A 16,861-nucleotide genomic window follows, 5' to 3' on the forward strand; every position below is an offset into this window, starting at 1 on the left:
TGCATGTATACAAATGAAGTGACGGTCAGATTTTGTGAGACAGATGCATTAGGTCATGTGAATAATACGAGTTATTTTATCTATTTCGAAGAAGCGCGCGTTCAGTTTATCGCCTCACTCGGCTACGGTATGGACGTGAAAGACTGGCGGTTTATCCTTGCTTCAACGAAATGTGAATTTAAAAGTCAGGGCTATTTTGATCAAAAGTTAAAAGTGGAAAGCTATGTGACTCGCATTGGCACGAAAAGCTTTGAGCTTGAGCACCGGGTGTCCTGTGCACAGACCGGGATCCTGATTGCAGTCGGGAATGCAGTTGTCGTGTATTTTGATTTTGACAACCAGGTAAGCGCGGCAATTCCGGATGACATGAGATCGGAGCTTGAACAGCATCTCGTCGCTGAGGAGGGACGCGTATGAAGCAGACGGATACAATCGCGGTAAAAGAAGGAGAAGGACTCGACCTTAGTGTATTGGAAACCTTTCTCCGAAGGAAGCTGGATCTGCCAGACGGAACGCTTGAGTTGAAACAGTTCTGGGCAGGCCATTCAAATCTGACGTACCAGCTGTCGATTGGTGATTGGGAAGCGGTACTCAGACGGCCGCCGCTCGGACCGGTTGCACCGAAAGCACATGATATGAATCGTGAGTTTAAGATTTTATCAGAGCTTCAGCCGCTGTTCTCACCTGCACCGAAGCCGATTCTCTTTTCAGATGATGAATCAATTGTCGGCAGTCCGTTTTTCATCATGGAGCGAAAGCGCGGGATTGTGCTGGATACGTCATTCCCGGAAGACGTAGAAGTCACGCCTGAGATTTGCCGACGACTGTCACAGACGATGGTCGACAGGCTGGTGGAGCTGCATGCAATTGATTATACGAAAACGGGGCTTGTTGACATCAGCAACCCGGACGGCTTTATGGAAAGGCAGGTTCACGGCTGGATCGGGCGATATGAGCGTGCAAAGACAGATGATATTCCTGAGGCTGAGCGGCTGCAGCAGTGGATGATGGATAATATCCCAGTGAGTCAGGCGCCGACAGTCATTCACTACGATTATAAATTAAATAACGCAATGTTCACAGACGACTTAACTGAAATGGTTGGGCTGTTTGACTGGGAGATGTCAACGGTCGGTGATCCGCTAGCTGATCTGGGTGCTGCGATGAGCTACTGGATTCAGCATGATGACCCGCATCTGTTAAAGCATGGATTAGGTAAGCCATCAGTCACAGTAAATGAAGGCTTTATGACACGAAAAGAGTTCATTGAAGCGTACGCAAAAAAGAGCGGACGCGACGTATCAAATATGGATTTCTATTTAACATTTGCCTACTTCAAGCTTGCCGTCATCTGCCAGCAGATCTACTTCCGTTATCAAAAAGGACAGACAAACGATAAGCGGTTTGCTCATTTTGATCAGTTTGTTAAAACGTTACTCATGCACGGCGCAAGTGTAATTGAAGAATAAACTCTAGGAGGTTTTTGAAATGGAAAAACGGACTGTACTACATAAAGGGGCCAGCTATTTATATACCTCATCTGACCCAGAGGAGATCTTCACACCAGAGGATCTGACAGAGGAGCACAAAATGATCGGTGCGACAGCCAGACAGTTTCTTGAAAAGGAAGTCGCCCCTTATGCTGAACGGATTGAACGCCAGGAATTTGAAGTTGTACCTGAGCTCATGCGAAAAGCAGGAGAACTCGGTCTGCTCGCTCACAGCATTCCTGAAAAGTACGGTGGGCTTGGACTTGATAAAATCAGTAAAGGCATTGTCGGTGAAATGATCGGGTCAGGCGGCGGCTACGGGGTGGCGCATTCCAACCATACGTGTATTGCGACACTCCCGATTACGTACTTTGGCACTGAAGAACAGAAGCAAAAGTACCTGCCAAAGCTTGCGTCAGGTGAATACATCGGTGCGTACTGCTTAACAGAACCAAATGCCGGCTCAGACGCACTAGCTGCCCAGACGACAGCTGTGTTGAATGAAGAAGAAACGCATTATGTATTAAACGGAACGAAACTCTACATTACGAATGCAGTCTTCTCAGACACGTTTATCGTTTATGCAAAAGTTGATGGCCAGCATTTCACAGCATTTATCGTGGAGAAAGATTTCCCGGGATTATCACTGGGACCTGAGGAAAAGAAGATGGGGATCAAAGGGTCGTCTACAAGGTCAGTCATTTTTGAAGACTGCCTCGTGCCGGTTGAAAACCTGTTAGGGGAAGTCGGCAGAGGGCATGTCATTGCGCTGAACGTACTGAATCTCGGACGCTTCAACCTTGGCTCTGCAGGTGCAGGGGTTTCAAAAACCGCCTTGAAGAAAACGATCGGATTTGTAAAAGAGCGCAAGCAGTTCAAACGGGCAATCGCTGAATTCCCAGCGACAAAGCAAAAGATCGCCTGGATGGCTGCCCGCATTTACGCAGCAGATTCCCTGCAATACCGGACGGCGAGCTTGATTGAAGATGCGCTTGGTGACTTAGCTGAGACGTTTGACTATAAGCTGATTGGCAAGCAGATGGGTGAATACGCGGTTGAGTGTGCGGTGTGTAAGGTGTTTGGCTCAGAAACGCTTGATTTTGTTGTGGATGAAGCACTGCAGCTGCACGGCGGCGCCGGATTTATTCAGGAATATGGCATTGAGCAGATGTACCGCGATTCAAGAATCAACCGGATCTTTGAAGGCACAAATGAAATCAACCGCCTGCTGATCCCGACACACTTATTCAGAAAAGTGATGAAGGGTGAAGTGGATCTGGCTGCTCGTGTGCAGGAGGCTTTTAAAGGACTTGGTAACATTGCGCCAGGGAAAGACGGTGTGCTGACACAGGAGCGGGCGGCAGTTGAGACGATCAGAAATCTGTTTCTGGTTAACGCGGGACTTGTCTATGAAGTATACGGTGAGTCATTAGTGGAGGAGCAGGAAGCACTGATGAATCTTGCAGACCTGGCGATTTTACTGTTCGCAGCAGAGTCAGCGGTAGCAAGAACGCAAAAGGCTGTTATGAAAAATGGAGAAGAGAAGGAATCGCTGAAAGTTGATCTGATGAGAACGTATCTTGGCAGCGCGATGTGGGATGCAGAGCGGATTTCGCGGGTGATTGCCGGGAATGTGTGCACAGGTGAGAAGCGGGAAGAGATGATCGCTTTTACAGTGCGGGCATGCAGCCGGTTTAGTTCTATTGGCGGATTGGTTGAGAAGAATCGTGGGATTGCGGATCGGCTTTTTGAGAAGGGTGAGTTTGTTTGTTAAATCGATTCATTTGAAACGGAAGAGCTCTTTCTCATATAGATGAGAGGGAGTTCTTTTTCTTCCATAAGATTATATTTGTCACATTACTAATCAGCTGATCTCCTGTATAGTTAAAGCAATAACTGGAAAAACAAACGCTACAAACAACCAAGGGGGAGTTCACATGCGTAACATCATCCTATCAACCGAAAGCGGCGCCGACCTGCCGAAGGATCTAGTTGAAAAGTACAACTTGCAAGTTGTTCCGATGCACATCATTATGGACGGAAAAGATTATCTGGACGGCTCTTTACCAGTCCAGGACATCTATGACTACTATGACCGCACAAAGAAAATACCTTCCACCACCGCCACTAATATTCACGAGTACCAGGAGTTTTTCACATCAATCAAAGAACAGAACCCTGACAGCACCATCATACATATCGGCTATACATCACAGGCATCCTCATCCTTTCAAAACGCAGTCATCGCTGCAGAAGAATTCGAAGACCTCCACCTGATCGACGCGCTCAACGTAACCGGAGGATTAGCAGCAGTTGTCTTATATGCCGCTGACTTATTGGAAAAAGAACCTGACATCGAACCAGCCCGCTTAATCGAAAAAATAGAAGCAGTCGTTCCAAAATCAAAACTCGCCTTCATCCCAGGCAGCCTTGAATTCCTAAAAGCAGGAGGCCGCGTCAGCAACATGGCTTCCCTGATCGGCGCACTGTTGAAAATAAAGCCGTGCATCGAACTAAAAGATGGAAAGCTCGTCTCCACAAAGAAATACCGCGGAAAAATGAGCGGAGCGACTGAGAAGCTTTTTAGTGATTACTTAAAAGAGTTTGATATTGACCGGGAGCAGCTATATCTAATTTATTCGATTGGTCTTGATGAAGGGATCAAGCAGCGGATGGATGAGGTTGCGAAGGAGAATGGATTTAAAAAAGTGAGATGGATTCAGGCTGGTGGGATGATTTCGACGCATTCAGGGCCTGGGGGATTTGGGGTTGCGGGGTTAGAGAGATGAAAAATCCAATAAAGTAAGTAAAGAATAAGTGAAGATAGCTGAAGTTTCTGTAGTTATAAAATACATTTGTGAGATTCATTAGAAAAGCTTTCCTCTATCAAATGAGAAAGCTTTTTTGTGGTACCATGGAATTAATATCAAAAATATTCCTTTTTAAAGTTTCATGTTTCTTAGAGAAGGGATTTATCATTTAATTGAACTCCTGGGGGTGTATTTCATGCCAAATGAATTGGCAGGTAGAGCTGATAAAAATGGTAATAAATTTGAAATAAGATGGACAGTTAATCAGATTCTTCATGTTCTTGAAGAAAAAATAGACTATGTGACATTTGAGCCCTTAGGAGACGATGAACGAGGAATTGACTTGTGGGTTGGAAAAAAGGATGGAACAAGAGAAGGACAGCAATGTAAGGGGAGAAATGCTAGTAAAGAAAACTGGGATTTTGGGAGCGCCAATAGTAGAGGTATATTTGAAAACTGGAAATTTCATTTAGAACGAGAACCAATTAATACAGTGTCACTAGTTTCTCCTCTTAACTTTACATTTTTAGAAGATTTGATAAAGAGAGCTTCAAATACTAATGACAAACCTGAGGATTTTTATCAATACCAAGTGAATAATGCTAGCAAAGAATTTAAAAGTTTTTTTAAATATTTTTGCAAAGCAATGAGCCTAGATCCTGAAAAAGAAGTTGATTTAATTAGGTGTATTTCTTACTTAAATAGGATTGCCTATCGCCAAACACCAGATGAGGAATTAAAAAATATTGTTCTTTCAAAGATAAGTTATTTATTCATAGGAAATGAAGAGGATATATATAATGCCTTAGTCTCTTGGGTGGTAGAGGGAAACCTATGGGGTAAAAAAATTACCCAATCAGTTGTATATAATTTTTTTCGAGAAAAAGAAATCACTTTAAAAAATCTGGCATTAGACGATCGGATTGCACCAAAAATTGAAGATTTAAATAGACAATTTAAACAATTTTTCCATCCTCTTAATAATGAAATGATTGAGAGAGGGGAATTCTTTCTTTGTAGAGAGAAAATTGATTCAGGAAGTTCATTGATAATTCATGGTAATGCTGGAAGAGGTAAAAGCGGATGTGCAGAAGATATTGTTGATTACTGTCATAAAAAACGTATTCCGCATTTAGCAATTAAATTAGATAAGCAAGTACCCAGTAGAAATGCTGAGTTATGGGGACAGGAGTTAGGTCTACCTGCGTCAATTGCTCATTGTTTGCATAGTATTTCAAAAACTGAGAGAGCAGTATTAATACTTGATCAGTTAGATGCGCTTAGGTGGACTCAGGCTCACTCGAGAGATGCGATATTAGTTTGTTCTCAATTGATCCGTGAAGTAGAGTTATTAAATTTAGAAAGAGAATATAATATTTCTATTGTCGTTATATGTAGATCTTATGATTTAGAAAATGACAATAATATAAAATCGCTATTTGGAAAAAATCATAATGATAATAAATTTATCAAGTGGCATAAAGTTAAAGTAAATAAATTGCCGGAAAGACAAGTAAGTGATTTGGTAGGTAATCAATATAAAAACCTAACTGGAAAATTAAAAGAAATGCTCAGAGTCCCAAGCAATCTTTATATTTGGATGAATTTAGATAAATCCATTGACTACAATGAATGTTCAACTGCGAGCCATTTAGTCTCAAAGTGGTGGGACCAAATTTCTGTAAAAAGTTATGAGTCAGGTTTGAGCGAAGATGGGATAAATGAAACAAAGGATAAAATAATTGAATACTTTGATAATATGGGCAGATTGTCAATTCCACTTAATATAATGAATGTTAATAAATCGCATATAGATTTTCTGTCTTCAAATGGATTCATTATTAATCAACAAAATAAAGTTTCTTTTGCACATCAATCTATATTAGATTGTTTTCTAGCTGTGAAAATGCAAAGACAATTATATAACAATAAAAATATCATTGAAGTAATAGGTCCTAAAGAAAGACAGACACCGGGAAGAAGATACCAAGTACAGATGTTTTTACAAAATCTAATTGAATTTGATAGTGAGGAATTTTTAAATATTGGGGAGAATATTTTATTCTCTGAAGATATCAGGTATAGTGTTAAATTTGTTTTTTATGAAGTCTTAAATCAAGTTGAAGATATGGATGAAAATATTAGCAATTTTATACTTAAATACTGTAATGATAAAGATATCGGACCACATATCATTAACAATATTGTTTATTCAAAGGTTCATTACATTAGGCTACTTAGAGATAAGGGAGTTCTAGATGAGTGGGTGCATAGTTCGGAAAACAAGAAAGTATATAACTTATTGATTAGTATGTCTCCGAGTTATGATGCTGATGATGTTAAATTTATGGAGAGGTACGCATTTATTGCTAAAGAGGATGATCAACTCTTAGTTCGTTGTTTTAATAATGATATAAACCAAGATTCAGATGAAATGTTTGAATTAAGAATGAAACTATATCAAAAATATCCTGAATGGGCAGACACATATTTCAACTTTAAAGAGATGTTTCATAATTGTGAAATGAGAACAATTAGGTTGTTTGCATTTTTATTGGAACACGAACTTAAAAAAAATAGTAACCGTGTTAAAAAATATGCCGATGAGTTCTTAGATGATGAGTCTGAAATATTTGTAAATAAAGGTGAAGATATCTTAGACATTCTACTTCCATTTATCCCTACTAAAGAAATCGAAAGTTTTAATATAAGTGAATGGTCTGGTAGGTATTCATTTCAAAGACAAAGCTTAGAAAGAACAGCTATTGAAATTATAAAAAAAGCGAATATAAATATGATAAAAGCAGATCCTGAGGTATTTTGGATTAAATATCAAAGCTTTTTTAATACAGGTGTTGGCTTGCATAACGAAATTATATTAGCAGCTTTATATGAAATGCCAACCTCAGAGAGCAACAAGATTATAAATTATATTTCTAGTGATTTAGAAAAAAATGCTTTTGAGGATGCTAGCGGTAATGGTGATGAATTATTACTTGCTAAGAAAGTTTTAAAGAAACACTCCAGATACTGCGATAAGGATAACTTTCTTCTTCTAGAAAAAGCTATTATCTCCTATATATCTTCTTACAGCAAGGAGTTATATAAAGGCAGAGTTGAACATAATAGGGGCCCGAATAACTATAAAGTATACTGGAGCTTCTGGGGAGATTTGCAACAGGAGATTTTAAAGGAATTGCCAAGTGATAGATTAGGTAAGCAATCTAAAGAATTACTAACTGTACTGGAAAGAAGGTTTTCTGGAGAGAGAAGTCTATATAAATATTCTGAGGGTTATGGTGGAACGGTAAGTTCTCCTGTTGATGGAAAAAAATTAAATGATAATAATTGGATCGGTATACTAACAAATAGTCGAATCGGGAAGAAACAAAACTCTCATTGGCAAAAGGGTCCGGATGAGATTATAGAAAACTCGCTTGAGGCTTTCTCAAGCAGTTTTAGAAGTATAGTATCTAATGAACCTAGAAGGATGATTAATTTAGTTCTCAAACATAGAAAAATATTGCCTAGGTATATTGATTCTCTTTTTAGCGGAGTAGCTCACAGTAAAAATATTAACGAGGTACCTTTAGATTTACTTGAAACAATGATTTTAGATTATAAATATAACTATAAGTCACAAAGAGCAAGTTATATATGTGACATTATAATGCAGAGAGAAGGTGTAAGTTGGTCAGAGGAAATCCTCCTGATGCTTAATGACATTGCATTAAATCATGAAGATCCTGAGCTCGGGAAACCGAGAATAACTAACAATGATGACAAAGATATGCGCAGTTTCGATCTGTTACATAGTAATGCAATAAATTGTGTGAAAGGGAAAGCAGCTCGGGCTATTGGTCACCTTTTATGGAACGAACCTAAACTTTTTAAAATGTTTAGAGAAACTATCAAGTTATTAGCTGAAGACCCTAATCCTCAAGTGAAACTAGCAACCCTGTTTGCATTATGGCCAGCATACAATATTGAAAGATTATGGGCCTCAGAACAAATAATTAGATTGTATCAACAAGATTTTAGGCTAATAGGGTTCCAAGGTTCAAGAAATATGTTTTTTTTACTGTATTCAGAATATAGGAAAGTTGTACTGAACATAATTAAGCAGGCTTATGATTGTGGCGATAAATTGCTAATTCAAAGAGGGGCTCAGTGCCTGGCAGAAATGTATATCTTGAAAAATGAATTCAATGAAGAAATTAGTATTGTCGCCAAAATGAGCAAAGAACAAGCTGATGGGATTTTACAAATGATGATGTTGTATTTTAATAAGGAAAATTATAGTGAACAGTCTAAAGAATTTCTTCTTAAATTCAAAGAAAGTAAATTAGACATAGAAATACCAATTTCCAGATTATTTATCAATGACCTTATTGATTTAGAAAGAGATAAAGAATTTTTAATAGAAATCATGAGTTCTAATTTAAGTAGAAGATTGGTCTACTCTTTTACTAGATATTTAGAAAAGGAGTCAAAGCCACTCATTGATTATAAAGACATAATCTTGTCATTGAGTCATAAATTAATAAGCGATACAAATAAAGAATACAATAAAATATGGGGAATACAGGATGATGTTTCTAAGTTAATTATTGGACTATATGATGAAGTTTCAAACAAAAATTCCTCACAGATGAAAGAGATTGCTCAAGAGTGTTTGGACGTATGGGATTTAATGTTTGAGAAGCAGATCGGATCTGTTAGGAGATTGAGTAGAGAGATGATGCAGAGGTAGAAAAAGTGTTTTTAAAATAATTTTTTATTTTCATTTTATATAAAGATTAAAGGAGAAAGTTAATATTTGTCGAATTGTATATTTGTATATAGGTGTAAAAACATTCTATAAAATTGTTTATACCTTTTATAATGGTGAAGTAATTTCCTACTTATAATTACTTCATCATCATCTTTATAAAGAAGAAAAATTAAATATAATTGAAAAGGTGATAAAATTGGCGAGAATTAAATGGGATATTTTGTTGAACGAGGAAAGAAAGAGACAAAGTCAAGGCTCGAAAAATAACGAGTTAGATATTGATCAAAATTTAATAGATCATCGAAATGAATTTGAGAAAGATTTTGATAGGTTGATTTCATCATCTTCAGTTAGGCGCTTACAAGATAAAGCTCAGGTATTTCCCCTTCAAGAAAATGATTTTACAAGAACAAGATTAACTCACTCTATGGAAGTATCGGGCATCGCCCGGTCTTTTGGAAGATGGTTGGAAGATTGGTTAATGAAAAATAATAAATTAAGTGAAAAGAAAATTGGACAAATTCCTGCAATATTAGCTTCAGCAGGGATAGCGCATGACTTAGGAAATCCGCCTTTTGGACATTACGGAGAAGATGTAATTAAAAATTGGTTCGCAAATAAATTCAAAATTCATTCTGAAGAAAGAAAAAAACAAACTAAAGAAGATAAAGAAATTTATTCAATTAACTATTTTTTAGATCAATTGACAAATGCAGAAAAAAACGACTTTTTAAATTTTGATGGGAATGCTCAATCAGTTAGAATTTTAACTAAACTTCAATTTTTAAACGATCAGTATGGATTAAATCTATCCTATGGAACATTATCAGTGTTATTTAAATATCCATGGTCGTCTTCAGAATTGAGAGATGATAAAAGCAAATTTGGATATTTACAAAAAGATAGGGATATCGCTGAAGAAGTAATTTCAAAAACTATAGACTTAGGTGGTGGGCGAAATCCCTTAACATTTTTTTTAGAGGCTGCGGATGATATTGCATATAGAGGTGCTGATGTAGAAGACGGCGTCAAGAAAAATGTTATCAAGTGGGAAATTGAATTTCATAAAGTTATGAAAAAATTAGAGTCTTTAGATCTTCCAGGCCACCAAAAAATAATTGAAAAACATGATAGCACTTTTAAAAAGCAGGTTCCTAATCCTGAATTAATTAGTGTTCAAAATTTTAGAGTATGGATCCAAGGAATATTAATTACAGAAGCAAAAAGGATTTTTGTTAACAATTATCATAAAATAATGGAAGGTACTTTTAAAGGTGAGTTATTAGACGGTGACGAAAAAGCTGAAGCCATCATTGAAGTGCTAAAATCGTTGGCATTTGACTGTTTTTCTTGTAAAGAAGTTTTGACTTTAGAATTAGTAGGGGATAAAGTGATCAGTGATTTATTAGACATTTTTGTTGATGCTTGTTTAGCTGAGATTGATGTAGATAAAAAAGGGAATATAAAGAGTAAAGGTAAAAATGAAAAAATTATAAAAATGATCTCAGATAATTTCCTTCATGTAAGTATGTTAGAATATAGTACTGGCAAGAAAAAAACAAGCTTTAACGACTTGACTACCTATGAAAGATTGTTGTTAGTTACGGACTTCATTTCTGGGATGACTGACTCGTTTGCTGTAGACCTACATCAAAAACTAAGTGGCGTTAAATTACCTTAAGGAAGTGGTGATTAGGTGGCAACTAACCCTGAAATTAGATTTGATTTTTTTTCCATGATTAATAAATCTCAGAAGGCTAGGAACTTATTATGGGATTTTGAAGAAAATTCAGAGCTAATATTGTTTGGTGGGACCATTAGAGATTATTTCGATAATCAATTCATAAATTTACCTAGAGATATCGATATAGTACTAAAAGACAAGAATAGTATTTGGATTGAAAAAGAATTAAACAAATTCGGAATAAACTATAAAAGAAACAAATTTGGAGGGTTTAAAGCGTTTATTGATGAATTCACTTTTGATTTCTGGGCATTGAAAGACACTTGGGCATTTAAAGAACACAAGATTGAATGTTCAGTAAAGAACCTTCCTGAAACAGTTTTTCTAAACATTGATGGGCTTGTGTATAATTTGACAACACAAGACTTAATGAAAGAGTTTTACGATAATGGAATGAAAACACGATGTATTGATATTGTTTTTTCTGATAATCCATTTCCAGAATTAAATATTATGAGAGCTTATAACCTTAAAGATAAATACACAATGGAATTTTCATCGAAATTACAGAATTATATTCAAGAATGGTTTCAAGATCAACCGAGTTATATCAATGGACTAGAAAAATTAAAGAAAATAGAACAGAAGAGATATGGTGAAAATAAAATTTATTGGGAAAAAGAAATTGATGAATTAAAAGCAAACGTACCTTTATATTTATAAGTTAAGTTTTAAACTCATTAACAGCCTTTTTTAATATAATAATTTGAGTATGTAAGTCAGCTTTCTCACTCGGAGAAGCTGACTTTTTATTAGAGTCTAGAATTAAGTTACTTAAATACATATATTTACGTATCCATTCCTCACTCACAATACATGTAAACCTGAACCCTGTGTTGAACACAACTTCCACACAATTTAATACATTTATATAACGAAATGGTGTAGGGATTGCATCTGATAAAGGAAACACTTTAAAATAAGTACTACTCTTACTATGAAATCAATCACAAAAGTATCGTAATGACACATGTGTCTATTCGCAATCAGTACAAGGTAAAAAAACTGGAGGAAACAAAGTTGCCTACTATTAAAGATATTGCTGTAGCAGCCGGTGTCACTGTGACGACTGTATCCAGGGTATTAAATAACCATCCATATGTTTCAGAAGATAAAAGACAGGCTGTCCGTGAGGCAGTTGAGCGGCTTAACTATATTCCGAACGCGTCTGCTGTGAATCTGAAGAAGCAAAAGACAAATGCGCTTGCTGTGATATTGCCAATCATTGATCACCCTTTCTTTGGTAAATTAATTGAAGGCATGTCAGCAGCTGCATTAGAGGAGCATTATCATCTTATTTTGTGTCAGAGGGAAAACAGCATAGATAAGGAGCAGGAGTATTTGAATATGCTGAAGACAAAACAGGTTGACGGGATTGTCATCTCTGAGTTAATTCAACCGTGGGATTTAATATCGCCGATCACACAATACGGACCGGTTGTGCTTTGTCATGAATATGAGCTTGATTCAAATGCGCCGTCCATTTACATGAATCACTATAATAGCGCCTATGACGGCATGAAGTATTTAGTGAATCAGGGCTATTCTAAAATAGCGATTTGTATCGCTCCGCCGGCGGGTGTTGTTTCCCGCGATCGCGAAAAAGCCTGCAGGCAGGCACTCGAGGATTACGGTATGGCTGCGAAATGGGTCTACACGACCTCTCATTCAATACTGGATGGCGAGGAGATCGTGAAGCAGATCATACAATCAGAAGACCGTCCGGATGCGATCTTTACAGGGAGTGACCAGCTCGCAGCGGGTATCATAATTGCAGCAGCAAAGGTTGGACTTGATATACCCGGAGACCTTGCAGTACTTGGGTTTGATAATCAGCCAATTGCACAGGCACTTGATATCACAACCATTGACCAGCCGGCCAGAGAACTTGGTTACAGATCTGTCAAAACGGTGATTTCATTACTCAATGGAAACCTGTTAGAAGAACATGCGGTTGAACTTCCATATACGCTGGTTGAGAGGAAGTCTACTTAAAAATAATTAAATAAAATTGTGTGGGAATTGTACCTGACACAGGTAGTGTTTTTAAAAAGCTCAACTTCTCTACAAATCTAAATAGAGGAATTGAGCTTTTTAGTTACTTCATTTACTTATTGAACTCATCAACTGAAAAAAGTGTTCATCTTCATGCGTTTTATTCAGGTTATACCATGAATGCAATGTATCTGGTGTAAATACTTCTAATTTTTTCAGTACCTCCATCGCAAATTCCAGAGGAGCTATTCCTGATGCAGTAACTAAATTTTCATCAGACACTGCAGTTCTCAACTCATAATACTTTTCTCCTTTATAGTTAGGACACACCATCCTGGTATATTCTAAGTTATTACTCGTATGCTTTCTTGTATCTAGGTATCCCATATTCGCGAGGGCCTCAATCGCACCACAAATTGCGGCAACAATTGTGCCATATTTTAAAGCCTGGCCAATTCTTTCCAGGATAGGCTGATGAATGTCTTCACTCCACGTAGTCCCTCCCGGCAGGATTAAAAGATCCTTACTCTCAAAAGAACATTCATCAAGGGAAATGTCCGGTTTTATGCTTAGCCCTCCCATAGTTGTAACGACTTCATTATTAGCTCCTACTGTTATTACTTTTAAAGGTGATAAATCCTTTTTGAAATACCTGCCTGAGTTTAATTCAGCAATTAAATATCCATATTCCCAGTCTGACATTGTGTTAAAGACATATAAAAAAGCTTTTTTCGTTTGCATCCAATCACACTCCAATCACTTAATATAGCCAGTATAATAAAACTTCCCTGACAGTTAGCGTCAGGGAAGTGGTCATACTTGATGAAATTTTATTAATTCCGATAGAACTTCAACTAGTCTTTCCTTAAGGCTGATTGGCTCTATCACTTTGATAGATTGATTATATGGTAAAAGTAGATAAGGTACATATGTATTTATCACGTCTTTTTCAAGAAGAAAAACTGCTTGATTGTCAGTTCGTTCTTGTAAATAATGTCCTAAATACCAATGCTGGCAAATGTCAGCTAATACGTTTTTATCCCCGGTAATAACCAGAGAAATAACCTCTTCATTATTTTCTATAGACGGAAGAAGGCTTTCTGTAAAATAGTCACCTGCTGAAAAATCTTCCGGCCGTTCAAACTTATTTTCGGTTAGGGTAAGGTCTTCAATTCGGTCTACTCTAAAGCTGCGGATATCCGTTCTAAGATGACAATAACCAATCACATACCACTGATGATTCCAATAGATCATTTTGTACGGATCGACCAATCTATCGTTTGAATCCTTTACGCCGCTTTTATTGTAAAGAATTTTTACTGAATACCCGTCAGTTACAGCCTGTTCCAATTCCTTCAAAAAAAGTTCCGTAGCGTGCGAGCTTGATCGACTGATTACTTCAAGACTGGTTAAATGCTGGTTTATCTTTATTTCCTGTTCTTGATTTGAATGTTTACTCAGTTTTGAAATGGCCCTATTTAGTGCTTCACCTCCATAGTATCCGGCTTCTTCTGCAAAAACAGCAGCGTGAAATAAGGAAGTCTGCTCTTCAGAATCAAAATAGAGAGGAGCCTCGATAAAATTGTCTAATAAAGAGTATCCACCGTTATGTCCTGGTTCTGAAACGATCGGTACGCCACTTGTTGAAATCGTATCAATATAACGATACACAGTCCTTATATTCATCTCCAGCTTTTCTGAAATTTGCTTCGCAGTCATTTTTTCACCTGAACGAAGCATCCATAGAATCGCTAACATGTTGTCGGTTTTAGGCATGTAATTCCACCTCTATGTAAATTTCATTTTCTATATGATGAAGAATACTAAATATATTATGTTCTTCAATTAAATCAACCGACCCTCCAAAGCCGCAACATACCTCTCGGCCGACCGCTGCACAGCAACATCCGCCTGCCCGGCTACTTCTCTGTGAAATGCATTATACAATTCACTGAACTTCAAAGGCCTCAGTTTTAAAGCAATATCTCTTACTGTCTCTGCCGGCAGCGGAATCATATTAGGGTAGCTGTACATAAAGCTGACCCACTGACGATCTGCCGCAACCTGAATGATATCACCAGTTAGCAGGACAGCCTGACCGTCAGACTTTGCCCAATGCAAAACAGCACCTCCATCAAAATGTCCGCCAAGTCTGTGAAGGGCCAATCCTTTTGAGAGCTCAAGCGATTCACCACTCCAGTAAATAATGCGATCACTTGGCTCCTGCACCCATTGTCTGTCGTCTTCATGTATGTAGATTGGACAATTAAATGCTTCAGCCCACTCCACCTGCGTTGTGTAGTAGTGAGGGTGGGAGAGCGCAATCGCATCAAGACCGCCTTCCTCATTTATACGGGTGATGGTCTGATCATCTATGTAAGCCATACAATCCCATAAAAGTCTGAAGCCTTGTTCTTCTACTATGTATACCGTTTGTCCAATTCCGAATTCAGGGCTGGTTGTGATACTCTTCAGGCCTTTTTGCTCCTCAACAAAGTGATTTGAGTATGTGCCCGACTGTTGCATCTTTTCCAAAGTCGTCCACTGCTGCCCGGCAGGAGGGATGTATTGTCTTTCTTCCTCACAGATCATACATTCTTCTGGTGGATGTGAAGATGCAGGGTACTGTGTACCGCATGTGATACAAATATATTTTCCCATTGTTCATAACCTCCAAATTGCGTATAGTCTAATCCATTATATGGTCTTTCCGGTCAAGAATATAGTGTAAGATAAGGAAAGGATTTACTTTATAAATGAATGAATTAATTTGATCTGGAGCATCATCCCGTATAAAGGAGTGCAGACAATGCTGACATTCGGAGAAAAAGAAAACGGAAAGACCTACATAACAAGACCGGCCGTATATGGTGTGATATTCAATTCTAATAAAGATAAGATTGCAGTGGTTCAGGTTCAAAGTAAAAATCACTTTCTTCCTGGTGGAGGAATTGAACACGGTGAAAAACATGAAGATTGTCTACAAAGAGATGGAGGAAGGTTATTTAATGGTTTTTCTTTAGGGAAAAGGTAATCTTTATTGAACTAACTGGATACTTAAACGCAAGAACCGATTTCCTCAAAATGACGGATTTCTATACTGTACTATTTAATGAATAATTGTTTTCTCTCATAACGACAAAGGGGTGTAGATATGAAGCAGGATATTCAAATGGTGATGGGATACATTGGTTATTTTCTAATAGGGTATATGGCTTTGAAAGCTTTGTTGCTTCAAAATGACAAGATAGGATTTGCATTACTATTTATCGGTATGAGTTTACTGATAAGCTATGTTCATTCTTTTGAGAAACAACAAGGCTCCCCTAAGTATAGTGCTCACATTAAATTTACTTTGAGTCTGGTTTTGATCTTTTCAACACTAACGATGGTATACTAAAGGAAGTACAATACAATTCTCCGATACGCTGTATTGAGATTAATCTTGTTGAACTACAATGTGCGTAATTAATTCCGCTTAATTTTCTCCTTATACTGAATATGATAAAGATATGATAAAGAAAAACCATCGAAAACTCCTTCACGATGGTTTTTTTCAATCACTATTCATATCTCCTGCATCGTATCCCGCTTAGAAGCCCGCTGTTTTCTCTTTTGGGATTCATAAATTAACTGGTCCAGTTCCCGGCTTAGCTTCAGCGTTTCTGTGTGCATGAGACCGTTTGATAATCCGCTCTTGATCATGGCTTCGCGTTTGTAACGGATATTCATCTCTAATTCACTTTCAGATTTGTTCATGTGAGTAGCTCCTTGAAAGTTAGACGTAAACTGATACAACATGTGGAACATCAGTGAAAATCGTATGTAGAGAGAAATCATACATTCATATAAATCTCTTTTTATAGAAACTGACACATATTTCAAATAACCTATTTACATATTTTAATAACTATTCCATCATCATTCTACATATTTTTCATCCAATCATGTGGCAATTTGTAACAATTCATCTTCAATGTTTCTATTTGCCACAATCGATCAATCACGTGTCGTTATATGGTTTAATGAAACATTAGTTGATGGTTTT

General features: G+C 37.4%; 14 protein-coding genes. 10 read left to right on the plus strand and 4 right to left on the minus strand.

What is annotated here, in order from left to right; genetic code table 11:
* The first annotated feature begins 3 nt into the window (after positions 1 to 3).
* The 8 genes from DH10bf12_RS08250 (at position 4) to DH10bf12_RS08285 (ending at position 12,813) form a co-directional block, all read left to right on the plus strand.
* On the plus strand, positions 4 to 417 hold the full coding sequence (locus DH10bf12_RS08250) for an acyl-CoA thioesterase (RefSeq protein ID WP_471738013.1): 414 nt from the start codon (positions 4 to 6) through the stop codon (positions 415 to 417).
* A complete protein-coding gene (locus tag DH10bf12_RS08255; RefSeq protein ID WP_471738014.1) occupies positions 414 to 1,469 on the plus strand; it encodes a phosphotransferase family protein in 1,056 nt (351 codons plus the stop codon). Before DH10bf12_RS08250 ends, DH10bf12_RS08255 begins: the two co-directional genes overlap by 4 nt.
* Positions 1,470 to 1,488: 19 nt before the next feature.
* A complete protein-coding gene (locus DH10bf12_RS08260; protein WP_471738015.1) occupies positions 1,489 to 3,264 on the plus strand; it encodes an acyl-CoA dehydrogenase family protein in 1,776 nt (591 codons plus the stop codon).
* Positions 3,265 to 3,427: 163 nt separating this feature from the next.
* Entirely contained in the window at positions 3,428 to 4,279 is an 852-nt protein-coding gene (locus tag DH10bf12_RS08265) for a DegV family protein (protein ID WP_471738016.1), read from the plus strand.
* 217 nt (positions 4,280 to 4,496) lie between these two features.
* Complete coding sequence (locus DH10bf12_RS08270; RefSeq protein ID WP_471738017.1) at positions 4,497 to 9,053, plus strand: hypothetical protein; 4,557 nt, start codon at positions 4,497 to 4,499, stop codon at positions 9,051 to 9,053.
* Positions 9,054 to 9,270: 217 nt separating this feature from the next.
* Entirely contained in the window at positions 9,271 to 10,755 is a 1,485-nt protein-coding gene (dgt, locus tag DH10bf12_RS08275; protein WP_471738018.1) for a dGTP triphosphohydrolase, read from the plus strand.
* A 15-nt stretch (positions 10,756 to 10,770) separates the two neighbouring features.
* Complete coding sequence (locus tag DH10bf12_RS08280; protein ID WP_471738019.1) at positions 10,771 to 11,481, plus strand: hypothetical protein; 711 nt, start codon at positions 10,771 to 10,773, stop codon at positions 11,479 to 11,481.
* Between the two features lie 357 nt (positions 11,482 to 11,838).
* Entirely contained in the window at positions 11,839 to 12,813 is a 975-nt protein-coding gene (locus DH10bf12_RS08285) for a LacI family DNA-binding transcriptional regulator (RefSeq protein WP_471738020.1), read from the plus strand.
* A gap of 108 nt (positions 12,814 to 12,921) precedes the next feature.
* Here the strand turns inward: DH10bf12_RS08285 and DH10bf12_RS08290 are convergent, their stop codons facing one another.
* The 3 genes from DH10bf12_RS08290 to DH10bf12_RS08300 form a co-directional block, all read right to left on the minus strand.
* The gene (locus tag DH10bf12_RS08290; protein WP_471738021.1) at positions 12,922 to 13,554 is read right to left on the minus strand and encodes a type 1 glutamine amidotransferase family protein; all 633 of its coding nucleotides are present in this window, start codon (positions 13,552 to 13,554) and stop codon (positions 12,922 to 12,924) included.
* Positions 13,555 to 13,626: 72 nt separating this feature from the next.
* Positions 13,627 to 14,589, minus strand: coding sequence for a helix-turn-helix transcriptional regulator (locus DH10bf12_RS08295; RefSeq protein WP_471738022.1), 963 nt, complete (start codon positions 14,587 to 14,589; stop codon positions 13,627 to 13,629).
* 69 nt (positions 14,590 to 14,658) lie between these two features.
* Positions 14,659 to 15,474, minus strand: a complete 816-nt coding sequence (locus DH10bf12_RS08300; RefSeq protein WP_471738023.1) for an MBL fold metallo-hydrolase — start codon at positions 15,472 to 15,474, stop codon at positions 14,659 to 14,661.
* 148 nt (positions 15,475 to 15,622) lie between these two features.
* Here DH10bf12_RS08300 and DH10bf12_RS08305 point away from each other — a divergent pair, with 148 nt between their 5' ends.
* Positions 15,623 to 15,847: an NUDIX domain-containing protein gene (locus tag DH10bf12_RS08305; protein ID WP_471738024.1), complete on the plus strand. Its 225-nt coding sequence runs from the start codon at positions 15,623 to 15,625 to the stop codon at positions 15,845 to 15,847.
* Positions 15,848 to 15,967: 120 nt separating this feature from the next.
* The gene (locus DH10bf12_RS08310) at positions 15,968 to 16,213 is read left to right on the plus strand and encodes a hypothetical protein (protein ID WP_471738025.1); all 246 of its coding nucleotides are present in this window, start codon (positions 15,968 to 15,970) and stop codon (positions 16,211 to 16,213) included.
* Positions 16,214 to 16,380: 167 nt separating this feature from the next.
* Here the strand turns inward: DH10bf12_RS08310 and DH10bf12_RS08315 are convergent, their stop codons facing one another.
* Complete coding sequence (locus DH10bf12_RS08315; RefSeq protein ID WP_471738026.1) at positions 16,381 to 16,572, minus strand: Spo0E family sporulation regulatory protein-aspartic acid phosphatase; 192 nt, start codon at positions 16,570 to 16,572, stop codon at positions 16,381 to 16,383.
* Positions 16,573 to 16,861: the final 289 nt, after the last annotated feature.

This window comes from Jeotgalibacillus sp. 10bf12 (genome assembly GCF_055597105.1).